Raw genomic sequence first — 14069 nt, 5'->3', positions numbered from 1 at the left:
TTGGATAGACGTTAAGTTATTTAAATGAAGAAAGTAGAAACAGTTATTTGTAAAAAGAGTTTTGTAAAAGTTAATTGAAAGGTGAGAGAGAAGCATGAAAGCATATCAACGTGAATTTATTGAGTTTGCACTAGAGAAAGAAGTATTAAAATTTGGTGAGTTTACTTTAAAGTCAGGCCGTAAGAGCCCTTACTTCTTTAATGCTGGATTGTTTAACACAGGTCGTGATTTAGCGCGTCTGGGTCGCTTCTACGCAGCGGCACTGGCAGACTCTGGTATCGACTATGATGTTATATTTGGCCCTGCGTACAAAGGTATTCCTATTGCGACAACAACAGCAGTTGCTCTAGCGGACCACCACGATACTGATGTACCTTACTGCTTTAACCGTAAAGAAGCGAAAAACCACGGTGAAGGCGGCAACTTGGTCGGTAGTGCATTAGAAGGCCGTATCATGCTGGTCGATGATGTGATCACTGCAGGTACTGCAATTCGTGAGTCTATGGAAATCATTCAAGCGAACGGTGCGGATTTAGCGGGTGTTTTGGTTGCTATTGACCGTCAGGAAAAAGGCAAAGGTGAGCTTTCTGCAATTCAAGAAGTTGAGCGTGACTTTGGCTGTGCGATTATCTCTATTGTAAGCCTTACAGATCTAGTGACTTTCTTGGAAGAGAAGGGAACGGATGCTGCGAATTTAGAATCTGTAAAAGCGTATCGTGCGCAGTACGGAATCTAAATATAGTAAGATTACTCGCAAAACTAAGTGAAGATATCTGATGTAGCCAGCTAGTTTATAGCTGGCTTTTTATTGTTAGAAAGGACTATTCAGTCTTATATTAGTGAGAGTTATCGTATATACCTACACCATCTCGTCGTGTCTTTAGTAGTGATAAATTCCACATGTATTGCTCTGGACGAGGCCGAAGTAGGTCCTCTATCGCTTGATTCATGGCACGAGCATCAGTTTCTTCATCACCTGATGGGAAATCTTCAATTGCGGGTAAAATATGCACTTCATACTTGCTGGTTTTGTCGTTGTATGCTGGCAGAATTGGAACTACTTTTGCCTTCGATAAACGCGCCATTTTACCAAATCCTTTTAGTGTTGCTTTCTCGGTTGCAAAGAAGGGCACAAACACTGAGTTTTCAAGACCAAAGTCTTCATCTGGTAACCAGTAACCAAGGTATCCATCTTTGATAGAACGGACAAAAGGTTTCACACCTGCATCACGAGCGAAAATACGGCCTCCATATTGCATACGCTGCACGTGCATTAGCCAGTCGCCGATAGGGCTACGCTGCGGTTTCATGATGGTGGTTACTTTATAGCCCTTAGCTGCAAGCATGACTGCGGGGTAGTCTACTGCCCATGCGTGTGGGGCAAGAATAATGATGTTTTCACCTGCATCAAGGAGTGGTAGTAGGTTTTCTTCTCCAATCATTATTCCACGGTTTTGATTATGTTTTGTCGAGCGAACAATAAACTCTGAATACCCAAGCATATATTGAGCTGCTTTTACGAAGGTTTCTTCTAATATTTCCTGGCGCTCTTCATTGCTCTTTTCAGGGAAGCAATACTCTAGATTTACACGTGAGCGACGTACTACTCGTCCATTTTTTCTAACAGCGATGGTTGAGAGCTTTCTGGCTAGCCCATCACGTAATTTAGGCGGGATAAAGGCCAAAAAAGCACCAAAAACGACGGCAATCCACGTGCCCCAATGTTTAGGGTGTAGGAAAGACCATTCAAAAGTGGGGTCATGCAAATGTTTATCTGTGCTATTTACGTTGCTCATTGATAGAGAAACCTACTTAATTGATAGTGGTGAGGGCTATTTGTATCGCGAATTAGTCAGAGACTTGTCAGGTAGAGACTTGAATCTTTTATGCAGCCACATCCATTGTTCAGGAGCTCGTAGGATAATCTCTTCAACAAATTTGTTCATGTATGCTGCGGCGGCGACTTCATCTTTTTGAGGATAGTCGGCTTCTACCGATTTATCCGCCATCATTTCGTACTTACCATTTGAATCTCTAAAACCAGAGCCGACGACAATCGCACATTTACTGGTGTAGGCGAGAATGCTAGTACCAGTAGTAGTACAAGCCTCATCAACAGCGAAAAATGGCACAAAGACTGATTTTTTATGGCCATAATCATGATCAGGAAGGTAGAACAAGCGATCACCATTTCTTAAGACACGAATCATCTTTTTTAGGTCGTTACGATCGATGGTTTTATTGCCGTTTTGAGTTCTCCCACGAAATTGAAGGAAATTATAAACAGGATTGTGGTGAGGGCGATAAACACCATAACCATGCAAACCAATGACGCTAAATGCGCGAGCAGTAATTTCTAGACTTAAAGCATGGACACAGCAAAGCAGTACACCTTTGCCCTCTTCTTCATATTGTTTCATGACTTCGGTATCTTTATCAACAAGCAAAGTTTTAAAGCGCCATGTTGGCCAAAACCATGCAACTCCAGTTTCGATCAGAGCCATGCCAGTGTTTTTAAAGTTTTCTTTGACTAGCACCTCAATTTCATCTTGTGGCTTATCAGGAAATGCGAGCTCTAGATTTCGAGTCGCAATATGAATCCGTTTCTTTCCAAAACGCATACTAAGCAGCCCAATAGAATAGCCTAGGCTGAGTAATACGCGATAAGGTAATACATTCACAATAAGAGCAAATAGACCAAACCCGAGCCATGTTAACCAATGTTTAGGGTGCAGTAGTGAGCGGGAAAATTCTGGTTGGTCGAATTTTTTATTCTTCATCATAGTACTTAATACCAATAACTATTGGATTTGAGCACTTAGTAGCGCCCAATATTCTTCAAAGTTAGCGGTTGGTTGATATTTAAAATCGGAACGAACAAAGCGGTTGAGGCTACCTTCAACTTGACCGAGTAACTGAGCAGCAAGCACCGACTCATCGACTGGAAAAGACTTACCTTCACGCAGTTTACGTTCACGTAATATTTGACGCAGTGATAATTCAATGCGTTCATAAAGTTGATTGATTCTATCGCGTAGGCGCTCATTTTCAAACATCAATGCATGACCAGAGAGAATGCGCGTCAGCCCCGGGTTGCGCTCTGAAAAGGCCAGAATAAGCTGAATTACTAATCGAATACGATTTAGTGTGTCTTTTTCTTCATCTAAAATTCGGTTGATTCGCGACATGAGCGATTCTTCAATAAACTCAATCAACCCTTCAAACATTCGTGCTTTACTTGGGAAGTGGCGATATAGAGCTGCTTCTGAAACTCCGACTTGTTTGGCGAGTTTGGCGGTCGTGATTCGAGATGCCCCGTCAGTTGATTCAAGCATTTGTGCCAATGCTTGCAGTATTTCTTCACGACGATTGGATTTTCTTGTGCCGGCCATGACCCTTTCCTTTTGATGACAACTTGAGAAATAGAACGTAATAGTAATTCACGGTTGGTGGACGGTTAGTGTAACCAACAGTGAATTGAGTTCGTAGTGTTTCAATTAAAATGCTGAGCTTTAAAGCAAAAATAGTGATGTTAGAGGCTTTTCTCGATAAGTATCATGATTGAATGCGCTAGCTGAGACTTTGATGCAAGGGGAAGTGAATGCTCACCTTGCTTATCAAACACGGTGATCGCGTTATCATTACTATTAAAGCCTTGTCCTGCGATTGAAACGTCATTGGCGCAGATCATATCAAGATTCTTTTTAACTAGCTTACCGCGTGCGTACTTTTCAACGTCTTGAGTTTCTGCCGCAAAGCCAACAGTAAATGGTCTATTTTCAGTCAATGCAGCAACGGAAGCGACGATGTCTGGATTTTTCACCATAGTGATACTCATTTGATCGCTATCGGCTGTTTTTTTGATTTTTTGATCAGCAATGATCTCGGGACGATAGTCGGCCACGGCAGCGCAGCTAATAAAAACGTCATGAGAAGGCGCGTTGGCTAGAATAGCATCGTACATCTGCTGAGCACTTTCTACGTTCACTACTGATGCGCTCTGAGGTGATGATAGTGATACTGGCCCGCTCACCAAGGTAACATCAGCGCCTAGTCTTACCGCTGCATCTGCAAGTGCATAGCCCATCTTTCCTGAACTGTGGTTAGAGATATAGCGAACAGGATCAATCGCTTCACGAGTTGGCCCTGCAGAAATTAATACAGACTTTCCCGCTAGTGGCTGAGATTTCGGTAAGAAAAATGCCTCACATCGCTCGACAAGCTGCATAGGTTCCAGCATTCGACCTAGACCCACATCGCCACATGCTTGCTCACCAGAACCGGGCCCCCAAATATTCATGCCACGTTTTTCTAAAGCAGTAATATTTTCTTGGGTTGCTGCATTTTGATACATCTGTTGGTTCATCGCGGGAGAAACGGCAACAGGCGAATCGGTAGCGAGTACTAACGTACTGAGAAGATCGTTACCCATTCCCGCTCTCATTCGAGCAATCAAATCAGCAGTAGCTGGCGCAAGCAAAACAAGATCAGCCCATTTAGCGAGTTCAATGTGGCCCATAGAGGCTTCCGCTGCAGGATCAAATAAGCTTTCAGAGACAGGGTTTCCAGATACCGCTTGCATGGTCAACGGAGTGATGAACTCTTTTGCTGCATTGGTCATCACGACTCGGACCTCAGCACCGCGTTCAATAAGGCGACGGGTAAGCTCTGCGCACTTATAAGCTGCGATACCACCGCTGATACCTAATAGAATCTTTTTTCCTGCTAGCGTTTGCATGATGTTTTCCTTTGAAAATTCTGTCGCTAAGATAACACGGAGCTCGGTTTTGTTCCTAGCCCCCTTATTTGCGAATACGTTTATCCTCTTCAATAAACATCACAGTTACATCGTTCCAATTGTTCTCTCTCAATGAATATCAAAGGGCAAGATTAATAGTGGAGTGACTTCTATTCTATCGACATTGATTATTTCATTATTAAATAGTGGCTAGTTTATTTATGAGTATTAAAGCACTGCCCGCAGAATTAATGCCAAGAGAGAAGTTACTAGCAAATGGTCCTAGCTCGTTAACTGATGCTGAGTTGTTGGCTATTTTTCTCAGAACTGGAACCAAAGGGATGAATGTTTTGGAGCTTTCAGATGTCCTTTTAAAAGATATGGGGTCGTTACGTGGGCTATTTTCAGCATCGAAAGATCAGTTTTGTTATCACAAAGGCTTAGGAGAGGCTAAATTTGTTCAACTTCAAGCGGTATTAGAGATGACTCAACGTTATTTGGCGGAAACATTAAAGCGGGGGGACGCATTAAGTAGCCCGCAACAAACCAAGCTTTATCTCTCTAGTGTCCTTAGAGATCGCCAGCGTGAAGCGTTTCATGTTCTTTTTCTAGATAATCAAAACCGGGTAATAAAAGATGAGATTCTTTTTGAAGGGACGATTGATGCAGCGTCAGTTTATCCAAGAGAGGTGGTCAAGCGGGCTCTGGAGCATAATTCAGCCGCTATTATACTGGCGCATAATCATCCTTCAGGCGTTGCAGAACCTAGCCAAGCGGACAGACGAATTACTCGAAAATTAACTGATGCATTGTCACTCGTGGACATTCGAGTGTTAGACCATTTTGTTGTTGGTGATGGCGAAGTCGTTTCTTTTGCAGAACGTGGATGGATTTGAATCACATTTTGCCTTGTTAGTTGATAAAAATCTGCTATCATTCCCGCCACATTTTTAGAACCTTAAATCAGCCTCGATTACTCAATAAGCTGCGATGTTCAAAAAAAGATCACGAAATTCTGTAAAAAGGATCTGTTCGGGTCTTGAGCAATGCATGTCAAGTTAGTATAATGCGCGACCTTTGATAGCCTTGAATGGATTTTCCATTTTGGTTTTTACCTCTATTTTCAGAATTGATAGAGAGGTTCGGCCACCAAGGTTGATATCGAGCTGAAACGATTTGGAGAGACATTTCATGTCCCGAGTATGTCAAGTAACTGGTAAGCGTCCTGTAGCGGGTAACAACCGTTCACACGCACGCAATGCTACCAAGCGTCGTTTTCTGCCGAACCTACAAACTCACCGTTTCTGGGTAGAGAGCGAAAAACGTTTTGTTAAACTACGTCTAACTGCTAAAGGCATGCGTATTATCGATAAGAAAGGCATTGATGCTGTACTTGTTGATGTCCGTGCACGTGGCGAAAACGTTTAAGAGGAATTAAGCAATGGCTAAAGGCATTCGTGAGAAAATCCGTCTAGTATCTTCTGCTGGAACTGGTCACTTCTACACAACTGACAAGAACAAACGTAACATGCCAGGCAAATTTGAGATCAAAAAGTTTGATCCAGTAGTTCGCCAACACGTTATGTACAAAGAAGCTAAAATCAAGTAATTGGTTTTAACTTTTTAAAGCTTCTTGTTTAGAGAAGATTGCATAAAACCCAGCTTTCGAGCTGGGTTTTTTAGTTTTTGTCGCTAAATTCTTTCATACCTATTTTCCTTCCTCTTTTAATCCTGTTTTCTCGCAGTCACTTTTACAATCCCTTATACTCAAATCATATTGATTGTATTTATAGGGAACCATCATGCGAGTACCACCCGCACGTCGAAAACGTTGGAACAATCTGCTTATGCTGGCGATTGTGGCGTTCATTGGTATTTTGTATCTCCCTACTATGATCAAAACCTATTTGATTGAACCACCACAAAGTCCGTACCCATATTTACTCAACCCTAACGAAGAGCTTCAGTCACTCCATTTTAGTCAGTGGTCACTAGAGAAGAACCAAGGTCGATGGCGAATTAGTGTGTCGAGTGATATTGCACCCGAAGAACTGGCTAAACGATGGCAATCGCTAGTTGGAACAGAAGTCGATGACGATACAAGACAAACACTCAATTCGACACTGAACAACCCACAAACCATAGAGGTTTGGTATATCGATCAAGAAGAGCCTCAAAGGATCACTTACTATCAAACACCACAGTTCTGGCTATTAAAGAATTGGCAGGATAAATGGATAGCCCTTTCTGTCGAAACTCAGTATTTACTTCCCAATTATTAAGACACCGTTTCTATAACCTAATTTATCAAGGAGTTGTAACTCATGCCCGAGTTGCCTGAAGTTGAAGTAAGCCGAATGGGTATTAGTCCTCATCTTATTGGCGAAACCATTCAATCACTCACTTTTCGAACGCCAAAGCTTCGTTGGGACATTCCTCAAGAATTAAAACAACTTGAAGGTGAGGTGATTCGAACTATCTCTCGTAGAGCTAAATATCTGATCATCGAGACTGACATTGGCAATGCGATTGTGCATTTGGGTATGTCTGGTTCGTTAAGAGTTCTAGATGCTGATTTTGAAGCTGCCAAACATGATCACGTTGATCTTAAGCTGACGAATGGCAAAGTACTACGCTATAACGATCCCCGTCGATTTGGCTGTTGGTTATGGATGGAGAAAGGAGAGTCACACTCGGTGTTAGAAAACATTGGCCCTGAACCGCTAACCGAAGAGTTCGATGCTGAGTATATTTCAGATAAAGCCAAAGTCAGAAAAATAGCAGTGAAGCAATTTATAATGGATAACAAGGTCGTGGTTGGAGTAGGGAATATCTATGCGAATGAAGCTTTGTTTACGTCATGTATCCACCCATTACGACCAGCGAATAAATTGGCGCTCAATGAGTGGGTTGAGCTAACGGCGAATATCAAAGAGGTGCTGGCTACCGCAATTAAGCAAGGCGGTACGACACTTAAAGACTTTGCTCAAGCGGATGGCAAACCTGGTTATTTTGCGCAAGAGCTCCAAGTCTATGGCAAAGCAGGTGAAGCTTGCCCTAGTTGTGGCGAGAAAATTGAAGAGCAAAAAATAGGACAACGAAATACGTTCTTTTGCTCCCAGTGCCAAGTGTAATGAAGTTTATAGCAGCGAGTGAGAGTAATTCGTTGCTACTTTGCTGAGCCTTTTTTATGTAGGGCATCAGCAACAACTTGAGGTACAAACTGGTCAACATCGCCACCATGTATCGCTACTTCACGTACGATCGTTGAAGATATAAAAGCGTGCTCTTCTGCTGGTGTTAAAAAGACACTCTCTAAATCTGGCATTAATCGTCGATACATGTTGGTCAAACCAAACTCATATTCGAAATCGACCGTAGTTCGTAACCCGCGGATCAGGACGTTTGCTTTTTCATCCCGTGCAAAATCAACCATTAAACCAGAGAAACCTTTTGAAGAGACACTCTTTAGGTGCTTAGTCACTTCTGTCGCAAATGCAACTCGCTCTTCTAGGGTAAACATCGTCTTTTTGCTGGGACTTGCAGCAACAGCTATGATCACTTCATCAAACATCTCAGCTGCTCGTTCAATAAGGTCAAGATGCCCGTTAGTAATAGGATCAAAAGTACCAGGGTAGATGACGCGAGAGAGGCGTTTCTTAGTCACAATATTTACTCACTATGTTATATCTCGTTCAATCTTAACAAAAAGGCTCAAAATTACCTATTGAAGTAGGTAGTATAGAGTTTGTGAATTGTGAGTAACAGAAGATAAGTTGGATATGAAAAAGCTGCTAGTAATTAGAAATGACAAAATTGGTGACTTTATGTTGGCATGGCCAAGCTTCGCCATGTTGAAATCATCAATGCCTTATTGTCATATCACCGCTTTGGTGCCGAGCTATACGGTAGCACTTGCGAAGCTTTGCCCTTGGATTGATGAAGTAATGATTGATCCGACTGATAAAGCCAGTAAATCAGATCAGAAGCAGTTAGTCTCAGATATTAAGGCGCAGCAGTTTGACGCCTCTATCAGCTTATTTTCTACGACTTATAATGCACTACTTGTGTGGAAAGCTCGCATTCCATACCGGCTAGCTCCTGCAACTAAGTTAGCTCAGATTTTTTATAATCATCGAATTAAACAGAAGCGTTCTCAATCGACTAAACCTGAGTTTGAATACAATTTAGATCTAATCCGCGCGTTTTTGAACGATGCCGGTGAAAGTATTATTGAACCTGAAGCTCCATTCTTAAGTTTTGATCTTGAAGAGTTACAGCAGCAGAGACAGAAATTGGCGGCGCAACTTAAACTGAGCCAAAGTAAGCCTTGGGTGTTTATCCATGCTGGCAGTGGTGGTTCGGCCAATAACCTATCACTCGAGCAGTACACTCGACTTGTGTGCGGCTTAGAGTTTGAAAGTGAAGTGATTCTTACAGCGGGGCCTGGGGAAGAACAAAAAGCAGCAGAATTAAAAGTCTTGATTGAACAGCAAGGTCACTCCGCTGTGCTATACGATAACAATGATGGGTTAGTCGACTTCTCTAAATCAATCGCCTGCGCCAACCTGTTTATTGCTGGCTCTACAGGGCCACTGCACATTGCGGCCACCATTGATATACCAACGGTTGGTTTTTTCCCAAGCAAACGATCCGCAACACCATTACGTTGGAAACCAATTAATTCTGAAGGCCATCATATTGCTTTTTGTCCGCCAGAAGCAGTGGATAAAACTAGTCAAGAAGATATGGCTCGTATAGAAGTTGGGAAGGTTTTAGTAGAACTAAAACCTTGGATAGCATCTGTTATTCGTCAATAGAGATAAAGAAGCTTGAGAATATCTCAAGCTTCTTTATCTTAAGATTTATAGTTTGGATCGTTATCTCTTGCCCACAAGTCTGCATATTTAACAAAGGTTGAGTGCGCAGAAAGTACTGCGATAAGAAAGCCTTGCTTACCATCTAGAAAACCGCGTTTAAGTACGTACATTTTCAAAAAGCATCCAAGAGCATGTATGAAGCCCTGTGAAAGTGTTGCTTTCTTGCCTTTGGCTTGGCGTTGATCCGCCCAAGCTTTGGCGTATCCAGCTGATTTCACTAAATAGTGGTTTATATTTTGGTATGAGTAATGAAGAATATCACCGTCTAGTTCTGCTATTTTACAATCTTTAGGGATAATAACTGACTCATGGACTAAGTTATCGTTGTATGTCGTCAGTCTATTTGGATATAAGCGAACGTGACGATAGTACCAACCAGAATGCTTAAGAAAGCGACCAAAGACCCATGTGAGCTCATTGAGATCGAACATGGTATTTTCTGGCGGGGATTGCAGCATATCGAGAATATTATCACGTAAAATTTCATCAATACGTTCATCCGCATCTACCGCCAGAATCCAATCACTTTTAGCATAACTCTGTGCAAGCTGTTTTTGTTTACCAAAGCCAGGCCAATCCGCATTTACATAGAAATGTTCTGTAAACTCTCTTGCGATTGATTCTGTAGCATCTGTACTGCCAGAATCGACAATAATAATTTCATCGACCCAACGAAGACTCTCTAAACATTGACGTAAAGAACTTTGTTCATTTTTGGTAATAATCACAGCTGCAATGCTGAATCGCTTGATCGTATTGTTCATTACAGAGACTCTTTTCGGCAGATCAGGTTAAACATATCAATAACCTGATGTGAAGTAATTAAATTCATTGCATCTTTATCTTTGACACGAGATCGCCAATCTTGTTCAGTATGAAGCTTTCCTGTCTGTTGCTCAATAGCTTGCTCCCAAACGCTCACAACATAGTCTTGATACTGGTAAGGCCCTGTACGTTTTGGGTTATGGTGAGCATATAGCCCAAGAACAGGAGTATTTACGGCATTCGCCATGTGAGCCGGTCCAGTATCAGGGGCGATCACCAAATCACACTTATCTAGCAGTGCCAACATTTGCATCAATGAACTTTGGCCAACCAAATTGTTGATACCGGTGTTGCTGATACTTGTACTACAGCTAGTTAAATCAGTGATCTGCTGGGCTAAGTCAGTTTCAACGTTGGCAGGGCTACCGGCCAGTATAATATTCCAATTAGCCTGAGTCGCATGCTCAATAACCTTAGCATAGCCTTCTGCATGCCAATTTTTATAGGCCTTGCTGGCACCGGGTACAATAACTAAATTTCGTTTCGAACTCGATAATTGTTTTTCTGCCCATGTCGCATCTTGTCCAGAATAATGCAGTGACCATTTGGGCTGGACATCTTTGATACCTAAGTGCTCTGCAAATGCGAGTAGCCCATCGAGAACATGGGCTCCTTCAGGTGAAGGAACTTTGACATTGGTAAAAAGAGTTTGAAAATCTTGACTACGCTTGGCATCAAAACCAAGCTTATAAGTGGCCTTTATCCCCAACGTTGCAATACTGGCTCGAAACGCATATTGCATATGAAGTAGTGCATCAAAGTGTTGGTTAGCAAGATCAGCCCAAAGCTTTTGGTAAGCATGCCACCCTTTTTTTTTATCAAAAACAATCAGTTCAACGCCTGTAATGCCAGCAAGAAGCTTTGCTTCCAGTGCCCCGGTCACCCACGTGATCCGTGTCGTTGGCCACTGCTTTTGGATAGCTTGAACGGCGGCAATGGTATTGCATACGTCACCAATCGCGGATAAACGGAGTATGCAGATAGACGATGGGGCTGAGGTAAATAAGGCCATGATTAGAATCAAGTAGTCATAATGAACATGGAATTATGCAGACCAACATAATAAATGTAAAATGGTTCCTAATATTACTAAGCGAATCCTAGTGATCAGCAGAAAGCCCTCTATGAAAACAGTACAGAATGATAATCAAATAATTTGCTATGACGAGCTATTATTGTCAGAGCCAGTCGCCCAAGTGTTTGAGCCAGAGTTCTGGAAGCAAAATAACAAGGTTATTGGGAGTGCAGAGGGCAGGGGCACCACTTGGTTTGTCAAAACCGAAAAGACGGAAGCTGCATTGCGTCACTACCGCCGAGGTGGTTTGTTTGGCAAGTTAGTATCTGATAGTTATATATTTATTGGCTGGAACAGAACACGCAGCTATCAAGAGTTTCAGTTACTGAATCAATTGATCGATGCAGGGGTCAATGTGCCACGTCCTATTGCTGCAAGAGCAGTTCGTTCAGGGTTTACCTATCAAGCTGATCTCTTGAGTGAAAAAATTGTGAATGCTCGTGATCTTGTGGCTATTTTACAGGAAAAGCCGCTATCCAAAACGGTTTATCAAAAGATAGGGACAGAGATTAAAAAAATGCACGATGCTCAGGTGAATCATACTGATCTTAATATCCATAATATTCTTATCGATAGTGATGAGAAGGTATGGATTATCGATTTTGATAAGTGCTACCAGCAAGAGGGTAATGGCTGGAAGCCGAGTAACTTAGACAGATTGAAGCGATCGTTTGAGAAAGAGTTAAACAAGCGCCAAATCAAATGGGTATCAGACAGTTTTGAAGATATACTTAAAGGTATCACTAGCTAATACGGTATATATCTAGAATTTCAGATTTGCTGATGATTTACATGATTGCAGTCAGGCCGTTGATATCTTGAAATCCATTTATAACGTGAAGAGCCAAAGAGTAGCTGTCAATAACTCCTCTAATGGAACACTCCATCAGTTTTGGAGTAATAACCCAGTTATAGATAACCTTATCATTTTTTTCTATAATACTGGGTGCGACCCCATATTTGAGTTTTGATAATGAGCAGAAAAATCTTTATAAATCCATTTCTTAGACAAGAAATGTACAAAAAAAACATACTACTACCAAAGAAAAGCTTCTTGTCTTTATTTTCTTTACCAGACCATGAAATAAAGATTGAGCCATACTCTAGATTTTGTTCTGGTCGAAACTTATTCTCTATAGGTTCGTTTTCCTACTCAGGTTCAAGCCTTAGCGTTGATGCTAGCGTTGGTAGATATACAAGTATAGCCTCAAATGTAAGGCTGATGGAGATTACACATCCTTTAGAGCGATTTACCACCTCTAACATAACTTATTCTCGACCAAGGTACCTAAAAAAATCATCTTATCAATTCTCTTCTTTTCAAGAAGCAGAAGGAATAACAATAGGTAATGATGTGTGGGTTGCTAATGATGTTTTGTTTAAGAAAGGGATTTCGATTGGTGATGGTGCTGTAATTGCGGCCAATTCTGTCGTAACAAAAGATGTTCCTCCGTATGCTGTAGTGGGTGGGGTGCCAGCTAAAGTAATAAAATACCGATTCTCTCAACAAGTGATAGGACAACTTATAGAATTAGAGTGGTGGAATTATGATTTTAGAGATTTTATCGGAAACAACGAGTTAAAAATGGATTCTGAGATATCCACGCTTATATCGACACTAAAGCACATGCTAAAACACGACGAACTCACACCTTATAGTCCGAAATCACTATATCTATAGTACTCATGATGATTAACGGTAAGAGCCAATTATAGGCTGAATCAACGTCGCTAAACCATTAAACAGTATCCAAATATCTACAGGCTCCATGCTACCAAGTGTTGAAATCTGAGTATTGATTGAGCGTTGTCACCTGCACTTTTTAAATCACTTTATAGTAGTATGACACTTTACCGATTTTAACTCGGAAAGTATGAGATAACACTTATGATTGTTCATTTATGGAGTCCCTCACGTGCCTTATATGGATAATAATTCACGGAATTCGGGTCCCAATCCTAAGCTTATTATGCATGCAAACACACGTCTAAACATTAAAGTCAGTGTTGATATGGACAAGTCATAACCCGACTTAATATACACAATGTTTTCATTGATACTGATGAGGTGTTATGGGTTATCGATTTTGATAAGTGCTACCAGCAAGAGGGTAATAACTGGAAGCAAGGGAAATTAGACCGATTGAAGTGATCGTTTGAGAAAGAGATGAAAAACGCAGTATTCATTGGAGTCTAAAAGGCTTCGATAGTCTACTTCTTTGGTTGAGTTAGGTTCAATGGAAATATATGAAGTTTGATGAAATTACCTTTGTTATCCAAGGGCTGGTGTCCCCTGAAGTAACGAAGAAGTCGATTGTGTAGTGGTCAACTAATATTGGCCACGATCTTAGAGTTTAACCAGAACAACCGTTCTGACTCATTAGGTGTCAGCCCGCCATTATATTGATGGGGTCTGAGCTGACAGTAATATTGAATTATGTATCGAGTAATTTCTTGCTGTGCTTCAATAAAGCTACGATAACCTACCGTCGGGATCCACTCGGTCTTCAAGCTTCTAAAAAATCGCTCCATAGGGCTATTATCCCAACAG

The 14069-nt window shown here is 41.5% G+C and carries 16 protein-coding genes and 2 pseudogenes; 10 read left to right on the top strand and 8 right to left on the bottom strand.

What is annotated here, in order from left to right:
* Window positions 1–94: 94 nt before the first annotated feature.
* A complete protein-coding gene (gene pyrE, locus L4C54_RS20605; protein ID WP_428809618.1) occupies window positions 95–736 on the top strand; it encodes an orotate phosphoribosyltransferase in 642 nt (213 codons plus the stop codon).
* A 100-nt stretch (window positions 737–836) separates the two neighbouring features.
* On the opposite strand, the gene lpxM is transcribed toward pyrE, so the two are convergent.
* The 4 genes from lpxM to coaBC all read right to left on the bottom strand — a co-directional run bounded on the left by lpxM (window position 837) and on the right by coaBC (window position 4738).
* A complete protein-coding gene (gene lpxM, locus L4C54_RS20600; RefSeq protein ID WP_428809617.1) occupies window positions 837–1796 on the bottom strand; it encodes a lauroyl-Kdo(2)-lipid IV(A) myristoyltransferase in 960 nt (319 codons plus the stop codon).
* A gap of 36 nt (window positions 1797–1832) precedes the next feature.
* Window positions 1833–2780 carry a Kdo(2)-lipid IV(A) acyltransferase gene (locus L4C54_RS20595; protein WP_428809683.1) on the bottom strand — a complete coding sequence of 316 codons (948 nt, stop codon included), beginning with the start codon at window positions 2778–2780 and terminating at the stop codon, window positions 1833–1835.
* A 21-nt stretch (window positions 2781–2801) separates the two neighbouring features.
* Window positions 2802–3392: a nucleoid occlusion factor SlmA gene (gene slmA / locus L4C54_RS20590; protein ID WP_428802796.1), complete on the bottom strand. Its 591-nt coding sequence runs from the start codon at window positions 3390–3392 to the stop codon at window positions 2802–2804.
* A gap of 140 nt (window positions 3393–3532) precedes the next feature.
* Complete coding sequence (gene coaBC / locus L4C54_RS20585) at window positions 3533–4738, bottom strand: bifunctional phosphopantothenoylcysteine decarboxylase/phosphopantothenate--cysteine ligase CoaBC (RefSeq protein ID WP_428809616.1); 1206 nt, start codon at window positions 4736–4738, stop codon at window positions 3533–3535.
* A gap of 221 nt (window positions 4739–4959) precedes the next feature.
* Here coaBC and radC point away from each other — a divergent pair, with 221 nt between their 5' ends.
* The 5 genes from radC to mutM all read left to right on the top strand — a co-directional run bounded on the left by radC (window position 4960) and on the right by mutM (window position 7872).
* Window positions 4960–5634 (top strand): RadC family protein, encoded by a 675-nt coding sequence (gene radC, locus L4C54_RS20580; RefSeq protein WP_428809615.1) that lies wholly within the window; start codon window positions 4960–4962, stop codon window positions 5632–5634.
* A gap of 295 nt (window positions 5635–5929) precedes the next feature.
* Window positions 5930–6166, top strand: coding sequence for a 50S ribosomal protein L28 (gene rpmB / locus L4C54_RS20575; protein ID WP_017036316.1), 237 nt, complete (start codon window positions 5930–5932; stop codon window positions 6164–6166).
* Window positions 6167–6179: 13 nt separating this feature from the next.
* Window positions 6180–6347, top strand: a complete 168-nt coding sequence (gene rpmG / locus L4C54_RS20570; protein WP_002535344.1) for a 50S ribosomal protein L33 — start codon at window positions 6180–6182, stop codon at window positions 6345–6347.
* Window positions 6348–6540: 193 nt separating this feature from the next.
* A complete protein-coding gene (locus tag L4C54_RS20565; protein ID WP_428809614.1) occupies window positions 6541–7020 on the top strand; it encodes a hypothetical protein in 480 nt (159 codons plus the stop codon).
* A 42-nt stretch (window positions 7021–7062) separates the two neighbouring features.
* On the top strand, window positions 7063–7872 hold the full coding sequence (gene mutM, locus L4C54_RS20560) for a bifunctional DNA-formamidopyrimidine glycosylase/DNA-(apurinic or apyrimidinic site) lyase (protein ID WP_428809613.1): 810 nt from the start codon (window positions 7063–7065) through the stop codon (window positions 7870–7872).
* A 35-nt stretch (window positions 7873–7907) separates the two neighbouring features.
* Here mutM and coaD read toward each other — a convergent pair whose 3' ends face one another.
* The gene (coaD, locus tag L4C54_RS20555) at window positions 7908–8405 is read right to left on the bottom strand and encodes a pantetheine-phosphate adenylyltransferase (protein ID WP_428809612.1); all 498 of its coding nucleotides are present in this window, start codon (window positions 8403–8405) and stop codon (window positions 7908–7910) included.
* A gap of 115 nt (window positions 8406–8520) precedes the next feature.
* On the opposite strand from coaD, the gene L4C54_RS20550 reads away from it, so the two are divergent.
* Window positions 8521–9558, top strand: coding sequence for a glycosyltransferase family 9 protein (locus L4C54_RS20550; RefSeq protein ID WP_428809611.1), 1038 nt, complete (start codon window positions 8521–8523; stop codon window positions 9556–9558).
* A 38-nt stretch (window positions 9559–9596) separates the two neighbouring features.
* Here L4C54_RS20550 and L4C54_RS20545 read toward each other — a convergent pair whose 3' ends face one another.
* The gene (locus tag L4C54_RS20545) at window positions 9597–10370 is read right to left on the bottom strand and encodes a glycosyltransferase family 2 protein (protein ID WP_428809682.1); all 774 of its coding nucleotides are present in this window, start codon (window positions 10368–10370) and stop codon (window positions 9597–9599) included.
* Window positions 10371–10381: 11 nt separating this feature from the next.
* The gene (locus L4C54_RS20540) at window positions 10382–11455 is read right to left on the bottom strand and encodes a glycosyltransferase family 9 protein (RefSeq protein WP_428809610.1); all 1074 of its coding nucleotides are present in this window, start codon (window positions 11453–11455) and stop codon (window positions 10382–10384) included.
* Between the two features lie 112 nt (window positions 11456–11567).
* On the opposite strand from L4C54_RS20540, the gene L4C54_RS20535 reads away from it, so the two are divergent.
* From L4C54_RS20535 to L4C54_RS20525, 3 genes and pseudogenes are all read left to right on the top strand, one after another.
* Complete coding sequence (locus L4C54_RS20535) at window positions 11568–12269, top strand: 3-deoxy-D-manno-octulosonic acid kinase (RefSeq protein ID WP_428809609.1); 702 nt, start codon at window positions 11568–11570, stop codon at window positions 12267–12269.
* A 591-nt stretch (window positions 12270–12860) separates the two neighbouring features.
* Window positions 12861–13044: pseudogene (locus L4C54_RS20530) on the top strand (LbetaH domain-containing protein); the annotation flags it as partial.
* Window positions 13045–13544: 500 nt separating this feature from the next.
* A pseudogene (locus L4C54_RS20525) lies at window positions 13545–13750 on the top strand (lipopolysaccharide kinase InaA family protein); the annotation flags it as partial.
* Window positions 13751–13843: 93 nt separating this feature from the next.
* Here L4C54_RS20525 and L4C54_RS20520 read toward each other — a convergent pair.
* Window positions 13844–14069 (bottom strand): integrase core domain-containing protein (locus L4C54_RS20520; RefSeq protein WP_428809608.1); only part of this gene is annotated, 226 nt, incomplete at its 5' end.

Origin of the sequence: Vibrio lamellibrachiae, from assembly GCF_050337265.1 — a bacterium.
In the GTDB taxonomy this organism is placed as follows: domain Bacteria; phylum Pseudomonadota; class Gammaproteobacteria; order Enterobacterales; family Vibrionaceae; genus Vibrio; species Vibrio kyushuensis.
Note: the sequence above shows the minus strand (reverse complement) of the source record. Positions and strands in the feature narration are given on the sequence as shown.

Excerpts from the sequence above, each read along its gene's own strand:
- L4C54_RS20535 (WP_428809609.1), top strand. The coding sequence starts at position 11,568 with ATGAAAACAGTACAGAATGATAATCAAATAATTTGCTATGACGAGCTA.
- slmA (WP_428802796.1), bottom strand. The coding sequence starts at position 3,392 with ATGGCCGGCACAAGAAAATCCAATCGTCGTGAAGAAATACTGCAAGCA.
- lpxM (WP_428809617.1), bottom strand. The coding sequence starts at position 1,796 with ATGAGCAACGTAAATAGCACAGATAAACATTTGCATGACCCCACTTTT.
- coaBC (WP_428809616.1), bottom strand. The coding sequence starts at position 4,738 with ATGCAAACGCTAGCAGGAAAAAAGATTCTATTAGGTATCAGCGGTGGT.
- pyrE (WP_428809618.1), top strand. The coding sequence starts at position 95 with ATGAAAGCATATCAACGTGAATTTATTGAGTTTGCACTAGAGAAAGAA.
- L4C54_RS20540 (WP_428809610.1), bottom strand. The coding sequence starts at position 11,455 with ATGGCCTTATTTACCTCAGCCCCATCGTCTATCTGCATACTCCGTTTA.
- rpmB (WP_017036316.1), top strand. The coding sequence starts at position 5,930 with ATGTCCCGAGTATGTCAAGTAACTGGTAAGCGTCCTGTAGCGGGTAAC.
- rpmG (WP_002535344.1), top strand. The coding sequence starts at position 6,180 with ATGGCTAAAGGCATTCGTGAGAAAATCCGTCTAGTATCTTCTGCTGGA.
- L4C54_RS20565 (WP_428809614.1), top strand. The coding sequence starts at position 6,541 with ATGCGAGTACCACCCGCACGTCGAAAACGTTGGAACAATCTGCTTATG.
- mutM (WP_428809613.1), top strand. The coding sequence starts at position 7,063 with ATGCCCGAGTTGCCTGAAGTTGAAGTAAGCCGAATGGGTATTAGTCCT.
- L4C54_RS20595 (WP_428809683.1), bottom strand. The coding sequence starts at position 2,780 with ATGAAGAATAAAAAATTCGACCAACCAGAATTTTCCCGCTCACTACTG.
- radC (WP_428809615.1), top strand. The coding sequence starts at position 4,960 with ATGAGTATTAAAGCACTGCCCGCAGAATTAATGCCAAGAGAGAAGTTA.
- L4C54_RS20550 (WP_428809611.1), top strand. The coding sequence starts at position 8,521 with ATGAAAAAGCTGCTAGTAATTAGAAATGACAAAATTGGTGACTTTATG.